The following is a 16,288-nucleotide window of genomic DNA, read 5'->3' on the forward strand; positions in this document are numbered from 1 at the left end:
GTACACGGTGGCTCCCCCTTAGAACCACTCGTCCTGCATGGTGAGGCAAGTGTTGTCGCGTGCCTCTAGCAATGCCAGCTCATTATGGCAGCCCGGTACTTCCCAGGTCAGGAAATAACGCGCGGCCTGCAGCTTGCCGAAGTAGAAGTCGCGATCGCTGGCGTTGCCGTTGAGCAAGCCAAGCTCGGCGTGAATGGCCTGTTCCAGCCAGCGCCAGCCGATCACGCAGTGGCCGAAGGCCTTGAGGTACAAGGCTGAGTTGGCCAAGGCACCAGCGACTTTGCCTTGTGCCATGTCGCCGAGCAGGGCCAGTGTGACGCCTTGCAGTCGGTTGACCAGTTGCTCCAGCGGCTGGCGCAGTGGGTCGAGTTTGGGGTGGTGGCTTGCACGCTCGCCGGTAGTGGCGATCAGGCGGATCAGTTGCTTGAGGCCGGCGCCATTGTTCTGCGCCAGCTTGCGCCCCAGCAGGTCGAGCGACTGGATACCCTCGGTGCCCTCGTGAATCGGGTTCAGGCGGTTGTCGCGGTAGTACTGCTCCACCGGGTATTCGCGGGTATAGCCGTGGCCACCGAGAATCTGGATCGCCAGTTCGTTGGCCTTGAGGCAGAACGTCGAGGGCCACGACTTGACGATCGGGGTCAGCAGGTCGAGCAGCGCCTGCGCTTGTGTGCGGGACGTTTCGTCATCGGCGGTGTGGGTATCGTCGAACAAGCGCGCGGCGTACAGGCCCAAGTCGAAGGCGCCTTCCACGTAAGCCTTCTGTGCCAGCAGCATACGTTTCACATCGGTGTGCGCGATGATCGGCACCGCCGGGCTGAGCGGGTCCTTGCTGTCCGGCAGCCGGCCTTGCGGCCGTTGGCGGGCATATTCCAGCGAATATAGGTAGCCGGCATATCCGAGCATCACTGCGCCCATGCCCACGCCGATGCGTGCTTCGTTCATCATCTGGAACATGCAGGCCAGGCCCTTATGCGGCTGGCCGACCAGGTAGCCGACGCACTGGCCGTTGTCGCCGAAGTTCAGCGCGGTGGAGGTAGTACCGCGCCAGCCCATTTTGTGGAAAAGCCCGGCCAGCAGCACGTCGTTGCGCGGGCCACGGCTGCCGTCGGGGTTGACGTGGTACTTCGGCACGATGAACAGCGAGATGCCTTTCACCCCGGGCGGCGCGTCCGGCAGCTTGGCCAGCACCATGTGCACGATGTTTTCCGACAGTTCGTGGTCGCCACCGGAGATGAAGATCTTGTTGCCCTTGAGCCGGTAGCTGCCGTCGCCCGCAGGTTCGGCGCGGGTGCGAATGTCGGCCAGTGATGAGCCTGCATGGGGTTCGGTCAGGGCCATGGTGCCGAAGTAGCGGCCCTCGATCATCGGCTGCAGGAACAGGCGCTTCTGTTCCTCGGTGCCGAAGCTCTCGATCAGGTTGGCTGCGCCCATGGTCAGGAACGGGTAGGCCGTGGTGCCGGCGTTGGCGGCCTGGAAGTGGGCGAAGCAGGCCTGCGAAACCAGGCTGGGCAGCTGCATGCCGCCGACCTCGAAGTCGCGGTTGGCGTTAAGGAAACCGGCTTTTAGGAAGGCATCGACGGCGGGTTTCACATCGGGGATCAGTTCCGCGCGGCCGTCCACGTAGCGCGGCTCGTTTTCGTCGGCCTTGCGGTTGTGCGGGGCGAAGTACTTTTCGGCGATGGTGCGGGCGGTAGCCAGTGCCGCGTCGAAGGTTTCACGGCTGTGCTCGGCGAAGCGCGGGCGCTGGGTGAGGGCTTGGGCGTCGAGGACTTCGTAGAGTTCGAAGGCCAGATTGCGGGGGCTGAGCAGGGTCTCGGGCATGGTGGCGGTCCTGAGGCGGGATGCTGCGAGTGTAGGGAATCGGGTGGGGTGGGGGGAGGTTAATAGGTTTGGGTGATATGGGTTTAGAACGGGTGGGGTATACAGGTGCTTGCCTTGATTTTTTGTGCGCCTGTGAGACCGAGCGCCGCCCGCGCGGCGCATCGCGACGCAAGGCCGCTCCCACATTTGTTTCGGGCCAATCCATCCTGTGAGGCCACCGCTGTCCGCCTTGTTTGTTCCATGCGGTATTGAAGGGGGCGCAGTCGCTCTTTATCGATCTCCAGCCATGCACCCAGGGTGCGCGCGCCATAGGCACAGGAGAGACTGGCCCGAAACAGATGTGGGAGCGGCCTTGCGTCGCGATGCGCCGCGCGGGCGGCGCTCGATTTCACAGGCGCTGCAAAGGGTGAGGCGGACATGATCCCCGATCCACCCCCTAACAGCCCTAGGCTGATTAATGTGTTGTGAGTGCCGGCCCTTTCGCGGGCACGCCCGCTCCCACAGGATCACCACAGGCTTCAAGACTTGCACAGTACCTGTGGGAGCGGGCGTGCCCGCGAAAGGGCCGGCCCAGGGATTACAGAAATTTCAGGGGATCGAACAATGACAACAGAAGACAGTGAGGGCTTGCCTTCCGGTTGCGTGAAGGCGGCCAGGTGTTCGTCACAACATTTCAGCGCCTGTGAGACCGAGCGCCGCCCGCGCGGCGCATCGCGACGCAAGGCCGCTCCCACATTTGTTTCGGGCCAGGCCATCCTGTGAGGCCACCGCTGTCCGCCTTGTTTGTTCCATGCGGTATTGAAGGGGGTGCAGTCGCTCTTTATCGATCTCCAGCCATGCACCCAGGGTGCGCGCGCCATAGGCACAGGAGAGACTGGCCCGAAACAGATGTGGGAGCAGCCTTGTGCTGCGAAGCGCCGCGCGGGCGGCGCTCGGTCTCACAGGCGCTGAAAAGGGTGAGGCGCGAACACCTGCCAGTCTCACCGCATTCCGGCCAGTTTCGGCAGATCATTTTAGGTTTTCACCTATTCCATGTAGTCCATTTCCCAAACATACTCCCAACCCCCTTCAAGCCATTGCGGTGCTCTGGATCGGGCCCTAGTCTCGGGTGGTCGCTGCCAAATCAGTGACCGGCTTTGACAGGCCGCTTAGGTCAAACCGCATCGCTTTGCCTTTATGGCAGCTGTGCATGGGGCACTTCGTGTGCGCCGGGTTTTGGTTTGCCTACCGGTCTGTCAACCCATGTACAGCTGCCACCCTCTTGTTTGACAGCAGGTGTGTAGTGGCCTTTATCACTAGGTGAACCATGATGCTGAAGATAGTCCCCGATCCACCCCTTAACGCCCATTCCCTTGAAGACACCCTGATCCAGGCCACGGATCACGCGCTGTGTGCCGCAACCGTGGTGCACCACGCCATGCAGCTGCAGCCCAGGTCGCCGGCTTCGATCCTGATGATGACCACGATGCATGAACTGGAGGCGCTGCGGGCTTTGCTTGAGTCTGCATTGGTTCAGGTGCAGATGCCCGCTGAGGCCAGGCCTGTGCATTGAGGCTGCGTAATGTGTTGCCTGGGCTGGCCTCTTCGCGGGTAAACCCGCTCCCACAGGTACTGTGCAAGCCTTGGGGCTTGTGATGAACCTGTGGGAGCGGGTTCACCCGCGAAAGGGCCAGGCCAGGCAGTCGAGAATTATCAGGGGATTGAACAATGACAACAGAAGACACCCAGTTCACCGTCGGCAAGACCACGTTCTACCAGGGCGAGAATGGCACACATCCACTGTTTCGCATCGAGCCGGGTATCCCGTGCAGGGATGCCCGAGAGCAGTCTTCGGAGTTGATGGGCTATGTGCGCGAACTGACCATTACCGGGTTGATGGATGAGAAACCGATGATGCTCTGGGCTGCGCATTATTTGAGTGCGATGGCCAAGGCACTGATGGATGATGCTGAGTTGGGGATGAAGCAGTGAGGGCCTGGCTTCAGGCTGCATGAAGGCCCCAATGTATTCGCCGCAGCAGTTTCAGCGCCTGTGAGATCGAGCGCCGCGCGGGCGGCGCTCGATCTCACAGGCGCAAAAAATGTTGTGGCGAGCGCCTACCAGCCAAAACCCAATCTCAAGCCGATCACCCATAAAAAAGGGAGAGCCAAAGCTCTCCCTTTCCTTTCAACAACCCTCAGCCTCAGCCAATGGTCATCAAGCTGGCATTCCCCCCCGCCGCCGCAGTGTTCACACTCACCGCCCGCTCGATCACCAGGCGCTCCAGCGCAATCTGGTGATCCCCGCTGGACAGCCCGTGTACACCGACGATCGCACCAGCACGCTTGGCCACCTGCTGGCACACGCTGCGCAGTTGGTCCGAATCGCCGTGGTGAATCACGGCGTCGAACGCCACTTCATCCTTGTTCCAGTCCGCCACCAGCTTGACCTTGGCCTGCAGCTCACGCGGCAGGCGGGCACGCAGGGCTTTGCCAGGCTCGCTGTCTGCCCACACCGCCGAGCTGCCGACGGCCAGTACGGCGGCCAACTGCGCCAGCAGGTCAGCCTCGTTGTCGGCCAGGCACAGCACGTGCTCGCGTGGCAGGATGGTGTAGCTGTTGCGCTCGCCGGTCGGGCCTGGCAGCAGGCGGGCGATGCCGCTCTGCGACTGGCTGGCGAACTGGTCGCACAGCGCAGCCAGGTCGGCCAGCTGGTTGCTCTGGGCCCAGGCCTTCAGGCCGTGCAGCGGCTTGACCAGCTGTTCGTGCAGGGTACGGTCTGGCTTGCCTTCGCCATCCTGCTGCTGGAAGTGGCGACCAATCGCGTCGGCCGGGCGGGTCGACAGCAGGCGGTACAGGTACAGCGGGCCGCCGGCTTTCGGGCCGGTGCCAGACAGGCCTTCACCACCGAACGGCTGCACGCCCACCACTGCACCGACGATGTTGCGGTTGACGTACATGTTGCCAGCGTTGGCGTTTTCCACCACCTTGGCGATGGTCTCGTCGATGCGGGTGTGCACGCCGAGGGTCAGGCCGTAGCCGGAGTTGTTGATCTGCTCGATCAGTTGATCCAGGTTGCGGCGGTTATAACGCACCACGTGCAGCACCGGGCCGAAGATTTCACGCTTCAGCTCGTCGAAGCTGTCCAGTTCAATCAGGGTTGGCATCACGAAGGTGCCACGCTTGACCTCGGCAGCATCGGCAATGGCCACTTGATAGACCGCGCGGCCTTTCTCACGCATGCCCTGGATGTGCTTCTCGATGCCGGCCTTGGCTTCGGCGTCGATCACCGGGCCAATGTCCACGGCCAGGCGGTCCGGGCAACCCAGGCGGCTTTCGGCCATGGCGCCCTTGAGCATTTCGATCACGCGGTCGGCGGAGTCTTCCTGCAGGCACAGCACGCGCAGGGCCGAGCAACGCTGGCCGGCACTGTCGAAGGCCGAGGACACCACGTCGATCACCACCTGCTCGGTCAGTGCTGAGGAGTCGACGATCATCGCGTTCTGGCCGCCGGTTTCGGCGATCAGCGGGATCGGACGGCCCTGGTTGTCCAGGCGGCCGGCGACGTTGCGCTGCAGCAGGCGGGCAACCTCGGTGGAACCGGTGAACATCACACCTTTGACGCGTTCGTCACCGACCAGGCCGGCACCGACGGTTTCGCCACGGCCTGGCAGCAGTTGCAGCACGCCCTCTGGGATGCCGGCTTCCAGCAGCAGGCGCACGGCCTGGGCAGCGATCAGCGGGGTTTGCTCGGCAGGCTTGGCCAGCACCGGGTTGCCGGCGGCAAGGGCTGCGGCCACCTGGCCGGTGAAGATCGCCAGCGGGAAGTTCCATGGGCTGATGCACACCACTGGGCCCAGCGGGCGGTGGGCATCGTTGGTGAAGTCGTTGCGTGCCTGCACGGCGTAGTAGCGCAGGAAGTCCACGGCTTCACGCACTTCGGCGATGGCGTTGGCGAAGGTCTTGCCGGCTTCGCGGATCAGCAGGCCCATCAACGGCTGGATTTCGGCCTCCATGAGATCGGCGGTGCGTTCCAGAATGGCAGCACGCTCGGCGGGCGGGGTGGCCTGCCAGATCGGCGCGGCGTTCAGGGCGCACTGGATGGCGTTGTCCACGTCGGCAACGGTGGCTTCCTGCACATGGCCGACCACGTCGCGATGATCCGCCGGGTTCAGTACCGGCGCGGCAGCGCTTTCACTGGCGGCGCAGGCCAGCAGCGGGGTGGCTTTCCAGTCGTTGTGAGCGGTGGCCAGCATGGCGCAGGACAGCGACGCCAGGCGGTGTTCGTTGGCCATGTCGATGCCGGCCGAGTTGGCCCGCTCAGTGCCATACAGGTCGCGCGGCAGCGGGATGCGCGGGTGTGGCAGGCCGATATTGCCTTCCTGGGTGCCCATGCGTTCGATGCTGGCGACCGGGTCGGCAACCAGTTCCTGGATGGAAATCGAGTGGTCGGCGATGCGGTTGACGAACGAGGTGTTGGCGCCGTTTTCCAGCAGGCGACGCACCAGGTAGGCCAGCAGCGTTTCGTGGGTGCCGACCGGTGCATAGACGCGGCACGGGCGGTTCAGCTTGCCATCGGCAATCTTGCCGACCACCTGCTCGTACAGCGGCTCGCCCATGCCGTGCAGGCACTGGAACTCGTACTGGCCCGGGTAATAGTTCTGCCCCGCAATGTGGTAGATGGCCGACAGCGTGTGGGCGTTATGGGTGGCGAACTGCGGGTAGATGGCTTCTGGCACGGCCAGCAGCTTGCGGGCGCAGGCCACGTAGGACACGTCGGTGTACACCTTGCGGGTGTAGACCGGGTAGCCTTCCAGGCCCTCGACCTGGGCGCGCTTGATCTCGCTGTCCCAGTAGGCGCCTTTTACCAGGCGGATCATCAGGCGGTGGCGGCTGCGCTTGGCCAGGTCGATGACGTAGTCGATCACGTACGGGCAGCGCTTCTGGTAGGCCTGGATAACAAAACCAATACCGTTCCAGCCCGCCAGCGACGGCTCGAAGCACAGGCGCTCGAGCAAATCGAGCGACAGCTCCAGGCGGTCGGCTTCTTCGGCGTCGATGTTCAGGCCGATGTCGTATTGCTTGGCCAGCAGGGTCAGTGACAACAGGCGCGGGTACAGCTCTTCCATAACGCGCTCGTACTGGGCGCGGCTGTAACGCGGGTGCAGCGCCGACAGCTTGATCGAGATGCCCGGGCCTTCATAGATGCCGCGGCCATGGGAGGCCTTGCCGATCGAGTGGATGGCCTGCTCGTAGGACGCCAGGTACTTCTGCGCGTCGTGCTCGGTAAGCGCGGCTTCGCCGAGCATGTCGTAGGAATAGCGGAAGCCCTTGGCCTCGAAGCGGCTGGCATTGGCCAGGGCTTCGGCGATGGTCTCGCCGGTGACGAACTGCTCGCCCATCAGGCGCATGGCCATGTCGACACCCTTGCGGATCATCGGCTCGCCGCTCTTGCCGATGATGCGGGTGAGCGAGGAGGTGAGGCCGGACTCGTTGTGGGTGCTGACCAGCTTGCCGGTCAGCAGCAGGCCCCAGGTGGCGGCGTTGACGAACAGCGACGGGCTGTTGCCCAGGTGCGGCTGCCAGTTGCCGGTGCTGATCTTGTCGCGGATCAGCGCGTCACGGGTGCCCTTGTCGGGGATACGCAGCAGGGCTTCGGCCAGGCACATCAGCGCCACGCCTTCCTGAGACGACAGCGAGAACTCCTGCAGCAGGCCCTGGACGATGCCGGCACGGCCGCCAGCGCTCTTCTGGTTGCGTAGTTTTTCGGCGATGCCGGCGGCCAGCTTGTTGGTGGCTTCGGCCAGTGGTGCGCTCAGGCGTGCCTGCTCCAGCAGCATCGGCACCACTTCCTGCTCGGGGCGGCGGTAGGCGGCGGTGATCGCCGAGCGTAGTACCGACTGTGGCAGGATGCTTTCGGCAAATTCGAGGAAGCACTGGTGGCTGTGGTCGGCCTGAACATCACCGGCATCATCAGCCAGGCTGGTGGCGTGGCCGTTGAGTTCGGTCAGGGTGGCACCACCCTCGAGCTTCTCCAGGTAGTTGAAGATCGCCTGCTTGATCAACCAGTGCGGCGTGCGGTCAATCGACTGCGCAGCTGCCTTGAGTCGCTCACGGGTCGGGTCATCGAGTTTGACCCCAAGGGTGGTCGTCGCCATTTCTTATCCTCGTTATTGCCACGGCTGTGGCCTAAGCTGGCGCCAAGAGTAGCTGTAGGACAATTCGGGTGCAACCAGGTGCAACCCGAATTTTTTGTGTAAAAGGTGCAACTCGTCTGACAGACATTTCCACACCCTGAAACGGGGCGTTTCCGGTTCGTTTTGATCTGAAAAACCGGCGTGATGCGCCAAAAAGGAGCAAAAAAGCGGCTTTTACAAAAAATGCTCAAGCAGGTGCAACTTGCAATTGAAAAATGGTTGCACCTGCTTCGCGTTGTTGCATAGGATTCGCCGCCTGGGTGCAACCGCCATTGCTGCGGGTGTACATGAGATAAAAACAAACGCCAGGGCACACGCATGGGCAATCCAATCACGATCACCTTTGTGATCTACATCGCGGCAATGGTGCTGATCGGCTTCGCGGCCTATCGCGCCACCAACAACCTTTCCGACTACATCCTCGGCGGTCGCAGCCTGGGTAGCGTGGTCACCGCGCTCTCCGCCGGTGCTTCCGACATGAGCGGCTGGTTGCTGATGGGCCTGCCGGGCGCCATCTACTTTTCCGGCCTTTCCGAAGCCTGGATCGCCATCGGCCTGACCGTCGGCGCCTACCTGAACTGGCTGTTCGTGGCTGGCCGTCTGCGGGTGCAAACCGAGCACAACGGTGACGCGCTGACCCTGCCGGACTACTTCGCCAGCCGCTTCGAAGACAAGAGCGGCATGCTGCGGATCATCTCGGCCATCGTCATCCTGGTGTTCTTCACCATCTACTGTGCTTCTGGCATCGTCGCAGGTGCCCGCCTGTTCGAAAGCACCTTCGGCATGTCTTACGAGACTGCGCTGTGGGCTGGCGCTGCGGCCACCATCGCCTACACCTTCGTGGGTGGTTTCCTGGCGGTGAGCTGGACCGACACTGTGCAAGCCACGCTGATGATCTTTGCGCTCATTCTTACTCCGGTAATCGTGCTGATCTCCACCGGTGGCCTCGATCAGACCTTCGCCGCCATCGAAACGGTGAACCCGGCCAACTTCGACATGCTCAAGGGTGCAACCTTTGTCGGCATCATCTCGCTGATGGGTTGGGGGCTGGGCTACTTCGGCCAGCCGCACATCCTGGCGCGCTTCATGGCCGCCGATTCGGTGAAGTCGATTGCCAATGCCCGCCGCATCTCCATGACCTGGATGATCCTGTGCCTGGCCGGTACCTGCGCCGTGGGCTTCTTCGGCATCGCCTACTTCTCGGCAAACCCTGACCTGGCAGGCCCGGTCACCGAGAACCATGAGCGTGTCTTCATCGAGCTGGCCAAGATCCTGTTCAACCCATGGATCGCCGGCGTGCTGCTATCGGCCATTCTGGCGGCGGTGATGAGCACCCTGAGCTGCCAGCTGCTGGTGTGCTCCAGTGCATTGACCGAAGACTTCTACAAGGCCTTCCTGCGCAAGAACGCTTCGCAGGTCGAGCTGGTGTGGGTCGGTCGCCTGATGGTGCTGGCCGTGGCACTGATTGCCATCGCCATGGCTGCCAACCCGGAAAACCGCGTGCTGGGCCTGGTGGCCTATGCCTGGGCCGGCTTCGGCGCCGCCTTCGGCCCGGTGGTGCTGATTTCGGTGCTGTGGAAAGGCATGACCCGTAACGGCGCGCTGGCCGGTATCGTGGTCGGTGCACTGACCGTGATCCTGTGGAAGCAGATCGATACCTGGGGCCTGTACGAAATCATCCCAGGCTTCCTGCTGGCGAGCATCGCCATCGTTCTGGTGAGCAAGCTGGGCAGCCCGTCGCAAGCGATGGTGCAGCGCTTCGAGACTGCAGACGCGGCGTATCACGCTGACAAGTAATAGCCGTTGAGTCCGCGTTGCCTGCTTCGCGGGCTTGCCCGCTCCCACAGGTACTGCGCAGGGTTTGAGAACTGTGCAGGCCCTGTGGGAGTGGGTTTACCCGCCAAGCAGGCGACGCCGATCAGCAGCCAGGCCTGACTCCGCCTGCAAGGCAAGGTAAACTTGCCACCCCCGCAGGAGTTGCCATGAACTATCGTCACGCCTTCCACGCCGGCAACCACGCCGACGTCCTCAAACACATCGTGCTGACCCGCCTCATCGCCTTGATGTCGCGCAAGGAGCAGCCGTTCGCCTACATCGATACCCACGCAGGGCTCGGCCTGTACGACCTGCAAGGCGACCAGGCAACCCGTACCGGCGAGTACCTGGAAGGCGTCGCCCGCCTGTGGGGCCGCGATGATGTGCCGGCCATGGCTGCCGATTACCTGCGTGTCATCAAGCGCCTGAACGCCGACGGCGAGCTGCGTTACTACCCCGGTTCGCCCGAGCTGGCGCGCCGCCTGATGCGCCAGCAAGATCGCGCCCTGCTCAACGAAAAGCACCCCGAAGACGGGCCGCTGCTCAAAGAGAACATGAAAAAAGACCCGCGTGTGGTCGTGCACCTGGGCGAAGGCTGGCATGTGCCCAGGGCCCTGCTGCCGGTGCAGGAAAAGCGCGCAATCATGCTGATCGACCCGCCGTTCGAGCAGGCCGATGAGCTCAAGCGCTGCACCAATTCCATGAAAGAGGCCATCAGTCGCATGCGCCAGACTGTCGCGGCTATCTGGTACCCGATCAAGGACCAGCGCTCGCTCACGCGCTACTACCAGGACCTGACCAGCACCGGCGCGCCGAAACTGCTGCGGGTCGAGCTGTATGTGCACCACCAGGACAGCCCGCAGGGCCTCAATGGTTCGGGCCTGGCCATCGCCAACCCGCCGTGGGGCCTGGAAGAAGAGCTCAAGGAGCTGCTGCCGTGGCTGGCCAAGGAGCTGGCCCAGACGGACGGTAGCTACCGCATGGATTGGCTGATCGCCGAATAATATTGCTTGCCTGTACTGGCCTCATCGCCGGCAAGCCAGCTCCCACAAGTACCGAATCTCCCTTGAGGCAGCGTTGGTCCTGTGGGAGCCAGCTCCCACAAGTACTGCATCTGCCTTGAGGGCAGCGGTGTTCCTGTGGGAGCTGGCTCGCCGGCGATGAGGCCAGTACAGGTTGCCGCGTTGCGCGCATGTTTGCGTTATAATCCCGCCCTTTAGCCGCCACCCGCCCAAGAGGCCGCTGGCGCATTTTTACCGAATGAAGAGGCTAATCCCTTGGCATTGACGATTCTTGGCCTGTCCGGCGCCCTTAGCCATGACCCTTCCGCGGCCCTGTACATTGACGGCAAGCTGATTGCCGCCGCCGAAGAAGAGCGCTTCGTGCGTGACAAGCATGCGAAGAACCGCATGCCCTACGAGTCGGCGAAGTTCTGCCTGGAGCAGGCAGGCATCAAGCCGTCCGACGTCGACGTGGTAGCCATCCCGTTCGCCCCGATCAGCCTGTTCGGCAAGGCGCGCTGGCACTATGCCAAGCGCTACTGGTACGCCCCGGATCGCGCCCTCGACGCCATCCTGATGGGCAACCGTCGCTACAAGCGCTATCGCAAGAAGATCGTCTGGTGCCTGGAGCAGCTGGGCTTCGACCCGAAAAAGGTCAAGATCGAGCCGGTCGAGCACCACCTGGCCCACGCCTCCAGTGCCTACCACTGCTCGGGCTTCAAGGAAAAAACCGCAATCCTCGGCATCGATGGCAAGGGCGAATACGCCACCACCTTCTTTGGCTACGGCGAAAACGGCAAGATCCACAAAATCAAGGAATTCTTCGACCCGGACTCCTTGGGCGGCCTGTATGGCGCGATCACCGAATTCCTCGGCTTCGAAATGCTCGACGGCGAGTTCAAGGTCATGGGCATGGCGCCGTATGGCGACGCCAGCAAGTACGACTTCTCGCGCCTGGCCAGCTTCGAAAACGGCGAACTGGTGATCAACACCGAGTACGCCAACGTCATCGGCTTGCGCCGCTATAAAGAGAAGGGCAAGGGTTTCTACTTCTCGCCAAAGCTGATCGAATGGCTGGGCCCCAAGCGCGAAGGCGACATCGCCGACGAGCCTTACATTCATTACGCGGCCAGCATGCAGGCGCTGTTCGAGAAGCTGGCGCTGCAGATGATCGACCACTACCTGGGCGACACCCTGCGTGAAACTGGCAAGCTGGCCTTCGCCGGCGGCTGTGCGCTGAACGTCAAGCTCAACCAGAAGATCATTGCCCGCCCGGACGTGAAAGAGCTGTTCGTCCAGCCGGCCTCCGGTGACGCTGGTACTGCTGTAGGCGCCGCAGCCTACGTTTCCCATGCCCGTGGCGTACCGGTCGAGAAGATGGAACACGTCTACCTCGGCCCGTCGTATTCCAACGAAGACGTGATCGCTGCCTGCGCCCGTCACCCGAACCAGCCTACCTGGCGCAAGCTGGACAACATGCCTCAGCAGATCGCCCAGATCATGGTCGACGGCAACCCGGTGGCCTGGTTCCAGGGCCGCATGGAGTTCGGCCCGCGTGCCCTGGGTGGCCGTTCGATCATCGGCTGCCCGAGCGTCGAAGGCGTGGCGGACCGCATCAACCATCAGATCAAGTTCCGCGAGCGCTGGAGACCCTTCTGCCCGTCGATGCTCGACACCGTCGCCCCGCAGATGATCAAGGTCGACCACCCGGCGCCGTTCATGACCTTCACCTTCGAAGTGGCTGAAGAGTGGAAGACCCGCGTACCGGAAGTGGTGCACGAGGACGGTACTTCGCGTGCCCAGGTGCTCAAGCGCGAGTACAACCCGCGCTACTACGACATGATGAAGGCGCTGGAAGACCTGACCGGCAACGGCGTGTCGCTGAACACCTCGCTGAACCGCCGCGGTGAACCGATGATCTGCTCGCCGACCGACGCCCTGAACATGTTCTTCGGCTCGGACCTGCAGTACCTGATCATGGAAGACATCCTGGTTGTGAAGGACGGCGCGGCCGCGTATGACCAGCCGCTCTGAACCGCGCATCCTGCAGTTCTGCCATGGCTATGACGGGCCGTTCCTCGACTGTGCCCGTCAGTACGCCAGCCTGTTCCAGGGGCGTGGCTACCAGGTCACCACGGTGTTCCTCACCGGTGCCGCCGACCCGCAGGTGGCGGCCGGTTGCGCGTCGGACGAGGTGCTGTTCCTGGGGTTCAGTTCCAAGGCCGTGCGTGGCCTGAAGCTCGGTGCCATCCGTGCCTTGCGGCGCATCGCGGCCGAGCGCAACTTTGCCTTCTGCATTGCCCACCGCTTCAAGCCCATCTATGTGGCCCTGCTGGGTACCGGCCTGCCGGTGATTGGCGTGCACCATGCCTTTGGCGACTACGAGCGCAAAGGCCGCCGGCTGTTCGCCAACCTGTTCAGCAAGCGCCTGAGCCTGCTGGGCGTGTCGGACGCGGTGCGTGACGACATGCGCCGCTGCCTGCCACAGTGGCCGGCCGAACGCATCCAGACCCTGTACAACCGCATCGACATCGACGCCCTGCAAACGGCCCTGGTGCCGCGCGCCGAGGCACGCCAGGCCTTGGGCCTGGACGCGCAGGCGTGGGTTGTCGGCAACGTCGGGCGCCTGCACCCGGACAAGGACCAGGCCACGCTGTTGCGTGGTTTTGCCCAGGCGCTGCCCGGGTTGCCAGCCACTGCCCGCCTGGCCATCCTCGGCAAGGGCCGGCTAGAGGCCGAGCTCAAGGCCCTGGCCGCCGAGCTGGGCATTGCCGGGCAGGTGGACTTCCTGGGCCAGGTGCCGGATGCACGCCGCTACTTCCAGGCCTTCGACGTGTTCGCCCTGAGCTCCGACCACGAGCCGTTCGGCATGGTCCTGCTCGAAGCCATGGTCGCTGGCGTGCCGGTGCTGGCCACGGCCTGCGGCGGGGCCCGTGAGGTGGTCGAGGGTGTGGGTGTGCTGTTCCCGCTAGGCGATGCCGCACAGTTGGCCCACGGCCTGAAGCATATGGCCACGCTGGACGCTGAACAGCGTCAGGCCTGTGCCGGGCACATGCTGCAGCGCCTGCATGAACGCTTCTCCGATCAAGCGGTACGCGAGGCCTTCTGGCAGCTGCCGCAAGTACGTGCGCTGGTGGGGCAGGCCTGATGCTCAATCGTATCCAGGCCTTCCGCGAGCGCGGTTGGCAAACCATCGACGCCAAGGCCTATGCCGAGGCGTGGGCGCGTTTTGGTGGCAGTGTCGCCACCCATCCGCTGGTGGTCGAGCAACTGGCTGACCTGGCGCAGATCCCGGTGCGTTACCTGGGCTGGTACCAGGCCGGCGAGCTGAAAGCCGCCATCCCGACCTGGGGGCGCCACCTGGCACTGGCCAAGGACGTGCTCAAGCGTGCCGGCAAAAAAGCCCTGTTCGACCTGGGCAACGCCGAAATCATCCTGCCTGCGGCGGCCGATGCCGCTGCACCGTTGCGCCATACCGCACGCTACCTGTCCGAACTGTGCCAGGGCCGTTTCAGCGGCCTCAAGGCGCAGAAGGAACAGCTGGCGATGGCGCGGGCGCACGAAGACCTGTCGAAGAAATTCCGCTACAACCAGCGCCGCGAACTGCGCCTGCTGGAAGAGGCGGGTGGCGTGGTACGCCCGATCAGCGACTTCAGTGCGCAGGAAATCGCTAGCATGTACTGCGACCTGTTCCAGCGCCGCTGGGGCTTCCCGGCCACCGGCGCCGAGCGCATGGCCGAGGTGCTGGAGCGCCTGCGCGAGCTGCTGATCGGCTCGGTGCTGATGCTGGACGGCAAGCCCATTGCCATCCAGCTGGTGTACCGCGTCGAAGCGCCCGAATGGGTCAGTGTCGAGTACATCAATGGCGGTGTCGACCCTGAAACCAAGGCCTTCAGCCCCGGCAGCGTGCTGAGCTTCCTCAATACCCAGGCCGCCTGGGAAGATGCCCGGGCGCGCAACAAGCCATTGCGCTTCTCGTTTGGCCGTGCCGACCGCGAATACAAGGACCGTTGGTGCAACCCTGTGCCGGTGTATCAGGCGTGAGCCGCAAGCAGCAGTTGCTCAAGCGCCACCGGCGCAACAAGCGCCTGGGCTTGCTGGCCGGCCTGGTAGCGCTGGTCGCCCTCGGTGTACTGGCCGGGTGGTGGCTGCCGCTGTTGCTGTTGCCGCTGCTCTGGGCCGCCCACGAGGCCTGGTTTGCCGACCACCTGTTCTATGCGCCGGGCGAGGACTATGTCTACGACTTCGGTGACCAGGCGCGGCAGGTCCCTGCCAGCCTGCAGGGTGGCCTGCTCAAGGCCGACTGCGCGTTGCAGGGCGATGAAACCCTGGTGCTTGAGCTGCGGGTAAAAGGCAGCTGGCTCGGGCGGTTCCTGGACCCGCAGGTCGCGCTGCTGGCGGGTGAGCAGGCCGATCGGCAAACCTTCGAGCGTGGCGTCGATGGCGTGCGCTTCCTCAACCTGACTGGCCTGGCTGCGCCGCTGCAAGCCGGCACGTTGCGCCTGCGTGGTCGCCATTGCCGGCTGCTGGGCGAGCCGCGTCTGTGGATAACGCCGGCGGTCGAACTGCAACGGCGCCGGGTAATGGTGATTGCGCCCCATGCCGACGACGCCGAGCTGGCTGCGTATGGCCTGTACAGCCAGGCAGATGAAACCTGGGTCGTGACGCTGACCGCTGGTGAAATCGAGGCAGAGCACTACCAGGAGATGGGCCTGGCCAAGGCCGAGGCCGCGCGCCTGAAAGGCCGCCTGCGTGCCTGGGACAGCATCACCGTGCCGCGTTGGGCCGGTGTGCCGGAGTCGCGTTGCGTACAGTTGGGCTACTTCTGCCTGCAACTGCCTGCCATGCAGGCCGCGCCCGACCAGCCGGCCGCCTCCCGTGAAGCCGACCTCGCCGATATCCGCATATTCCGCCAGTTCAACCCGTTCCCGCTGCCAGCCGACAGCGACGGTGCGCCAACCTGGAACAACCTGTTGGCCGACCTGCGTGCCTTGCTGGAAATGGCCAAGCCAGAAGTACTGGTGATGCCGCACCCGCAGCTTGACCCGCACCCCGATCACATCTGCGCCCAGGCGGCGGTGCTGGAAGCCTTGCAAGGCCTGGCCTGGCAGCCACAAACCCTGCTGTGCTACGCCAACCACCTGCATGACAACGACCGCTGGCCCATGGGCGACAGCGGTGATGGCGTGGCGTTGCCGCCGCAGCTGGGCGCGGCGCAGGCATGGGCGCCTTGCAGCCTGGTCCTGGACCTGGCTACCCAGCACGACAAGGCCATGGCCCTGGGCATGATGCACGACCTGCAGCCGCCCGCGCCGTTCAAACGCCGCCTGCGCCGCTTGCTGCAACGCTGGCTGGCCGGGCGGCGGCCGTCGCCTTATGGGGAGAACGAGTTCTTCCGCAAGGCCGTGCGCCGACACGAACTGTTCTGGCGGCGCGAGCTGTAAGCACGCCCCATGGTTGACCGCGATGGCGCAGA

Annotated in this window: 10 protein-coding genes; 8 read left to right on the plus strand and 2 right to left on the minus strand. The window is 63.8% G+C overall.

The genetic code is table 11. The annotated features are described in order from the left end of the window. Positions 1-18 precede the first annotated feature (18 nt). Positions 19-1,821, minus strand: a complete 1,803-nt coding sequence (locus tag N805_RS24580) for an acyl-CoA dehydrogenase (RefSeq protein ID WP_019473083.1) — start codon at positions 1,819-1,821, stop codon at positions 19-21. A gap of 1,309 nt (positions 1,822-3,130) precedes the next feature. Here N805_RS24580 and N805_RS24585 point away from each other — a divergent pair. After that, a complete protein-coding gene (locus N805_RS24585; protein WP_026034574.1) occupies positions 3,131-3,373 on the plus strand; it encodes a hypothetical protein in 243 nt (80 codons plus the stop codon). A gap of 155 nt (positions 3,374-3,528) precedes the next feature. Then, the gene (locus N805_RS24590) at positions 3,529-3,792 is read left to right on the plus strand and encodes a DUF3077 domain-containing protein (protein WP_012312461.1); all 264 of its coding nucleotides are present in this window, start codon (positions 3,529-3,531) and stop codon (positions 3,790-3,792) included. 211 nt (positions 3,793-4,003) lie between these two features. Here the strand turns inward: N805_RS24590 and putA are convergent, their stop codons facing one another. Then, the gene (putA, locus tag N805_RS24595) at positions 4,004-7,957 is read right to left on the minus strand and encodes a trifunctional transcriptional regulator/proline dehydrogenase/L-glutamate gamma-semialdehyde dehydrogenase (RefSeq protein WP_019472408.1); all 3,954 of its coding nucleotides are present in this window, start codon (positions 7,955-7,957) and stop codon (positions 4,004-4,006) included. A gap of 357 nt (positions 7,958-8,314) precedes the next feature. Here putA and putP point away from each other — a divergent pair, with 357 nt between their 5' ends. The 6 genes from putP to N805_RS24625 all read left to right on the plus strand — a co-directional run bounded on the left by putP (position 8,315) and on the right by N805_RS24625 (position 16,256). Further along, on the plus strand, positions 8,315-9,793 hold the full coding sequence (gene putP / locus N805_RS24600; protein ID WP_019472407.1) for a sodium/proline symporter PutP: 1,479 nt from the start codon (positions 8,315-8,317) through the stop codon (positions 9,791-9,793). Between the two features lie 185 nt (positions 9,794-9,978). Continuing rightward, positions 9,979-10,815, plus strand: a complete 837-nt coding sequence (locus N805_RS24605; RefSeq protein ID WP_016501929.1) for a 23S rRNA (adenine(2030)-N(6))-methyltransferase RlmJ — start codon at positions 9,979-9,981, stop codon at positions 10,813-10,815. A 273-nt stretch (positions 10,816-11,088) separates the two neighbouring features. Next, positions 11,089-12,846, plus strand: a complete 1,758-nt coding sequence (locus N805_RS24610; RefSeq protein ID WP_019472406.1) for a carbamoyltransferase — start codon at positions 11,089-11,091, stop codon at positions 12,844-12,846. Beyond that, positions 12,830-13,960, plus strand: coding sequence for a glycosyltransferase (locus N805_RS24615; protein WP_019472405.1), 1,131 nt, complete (start codon positions 12,830-12,832; stop codon positions 13,958-13,960). The genes N805_RS24610 and N805_RS24615 overlap by 17 nt, the downstream gene beginning before the upstream one ends. Further along, positions 13,960-14,856, plus strand: coding sequence for an antimicrobial resistance protein Mig-14 (locus tag N805_RS24620; protein ID WP_019472404.1), 897 nt, complete (start codon positions 13,960-13,962; stop codon positions 14,854-14,856). The genes N805_RS24615 and N805_RS24620 overlap by 1 nt, the downstream gene beginning before the upstream one ends. Continuing rightward, complete coding sequence (locus N805_RS24625; RefSeq protein WP_019472403.1) at positions 14,853-16,256, plus strand: PIG-L deacetylase family protein; 1,404 nt, start codon at positions 14,853-14,855, stop codon at positions 16,254-16,256. Before N805_RS24620 ends, N805_RS24625 begins: the two co-directional genes overlap by 4 nt. Positions 16,257-16,288: the final 32 nt, after the last annotated feature.

Source organism: Pseudomonas putida S13.1.2, assembly GCF_000498395.2.
In the GTDB taxonomy this organism is placed as follows: Bacteria; Pseudomonadota; Gammaproteobacteria; order Pseudomonadales; family Pseudomonadaceae; genus Aquipseudomonas; species Aquipseudomonas putida_Q.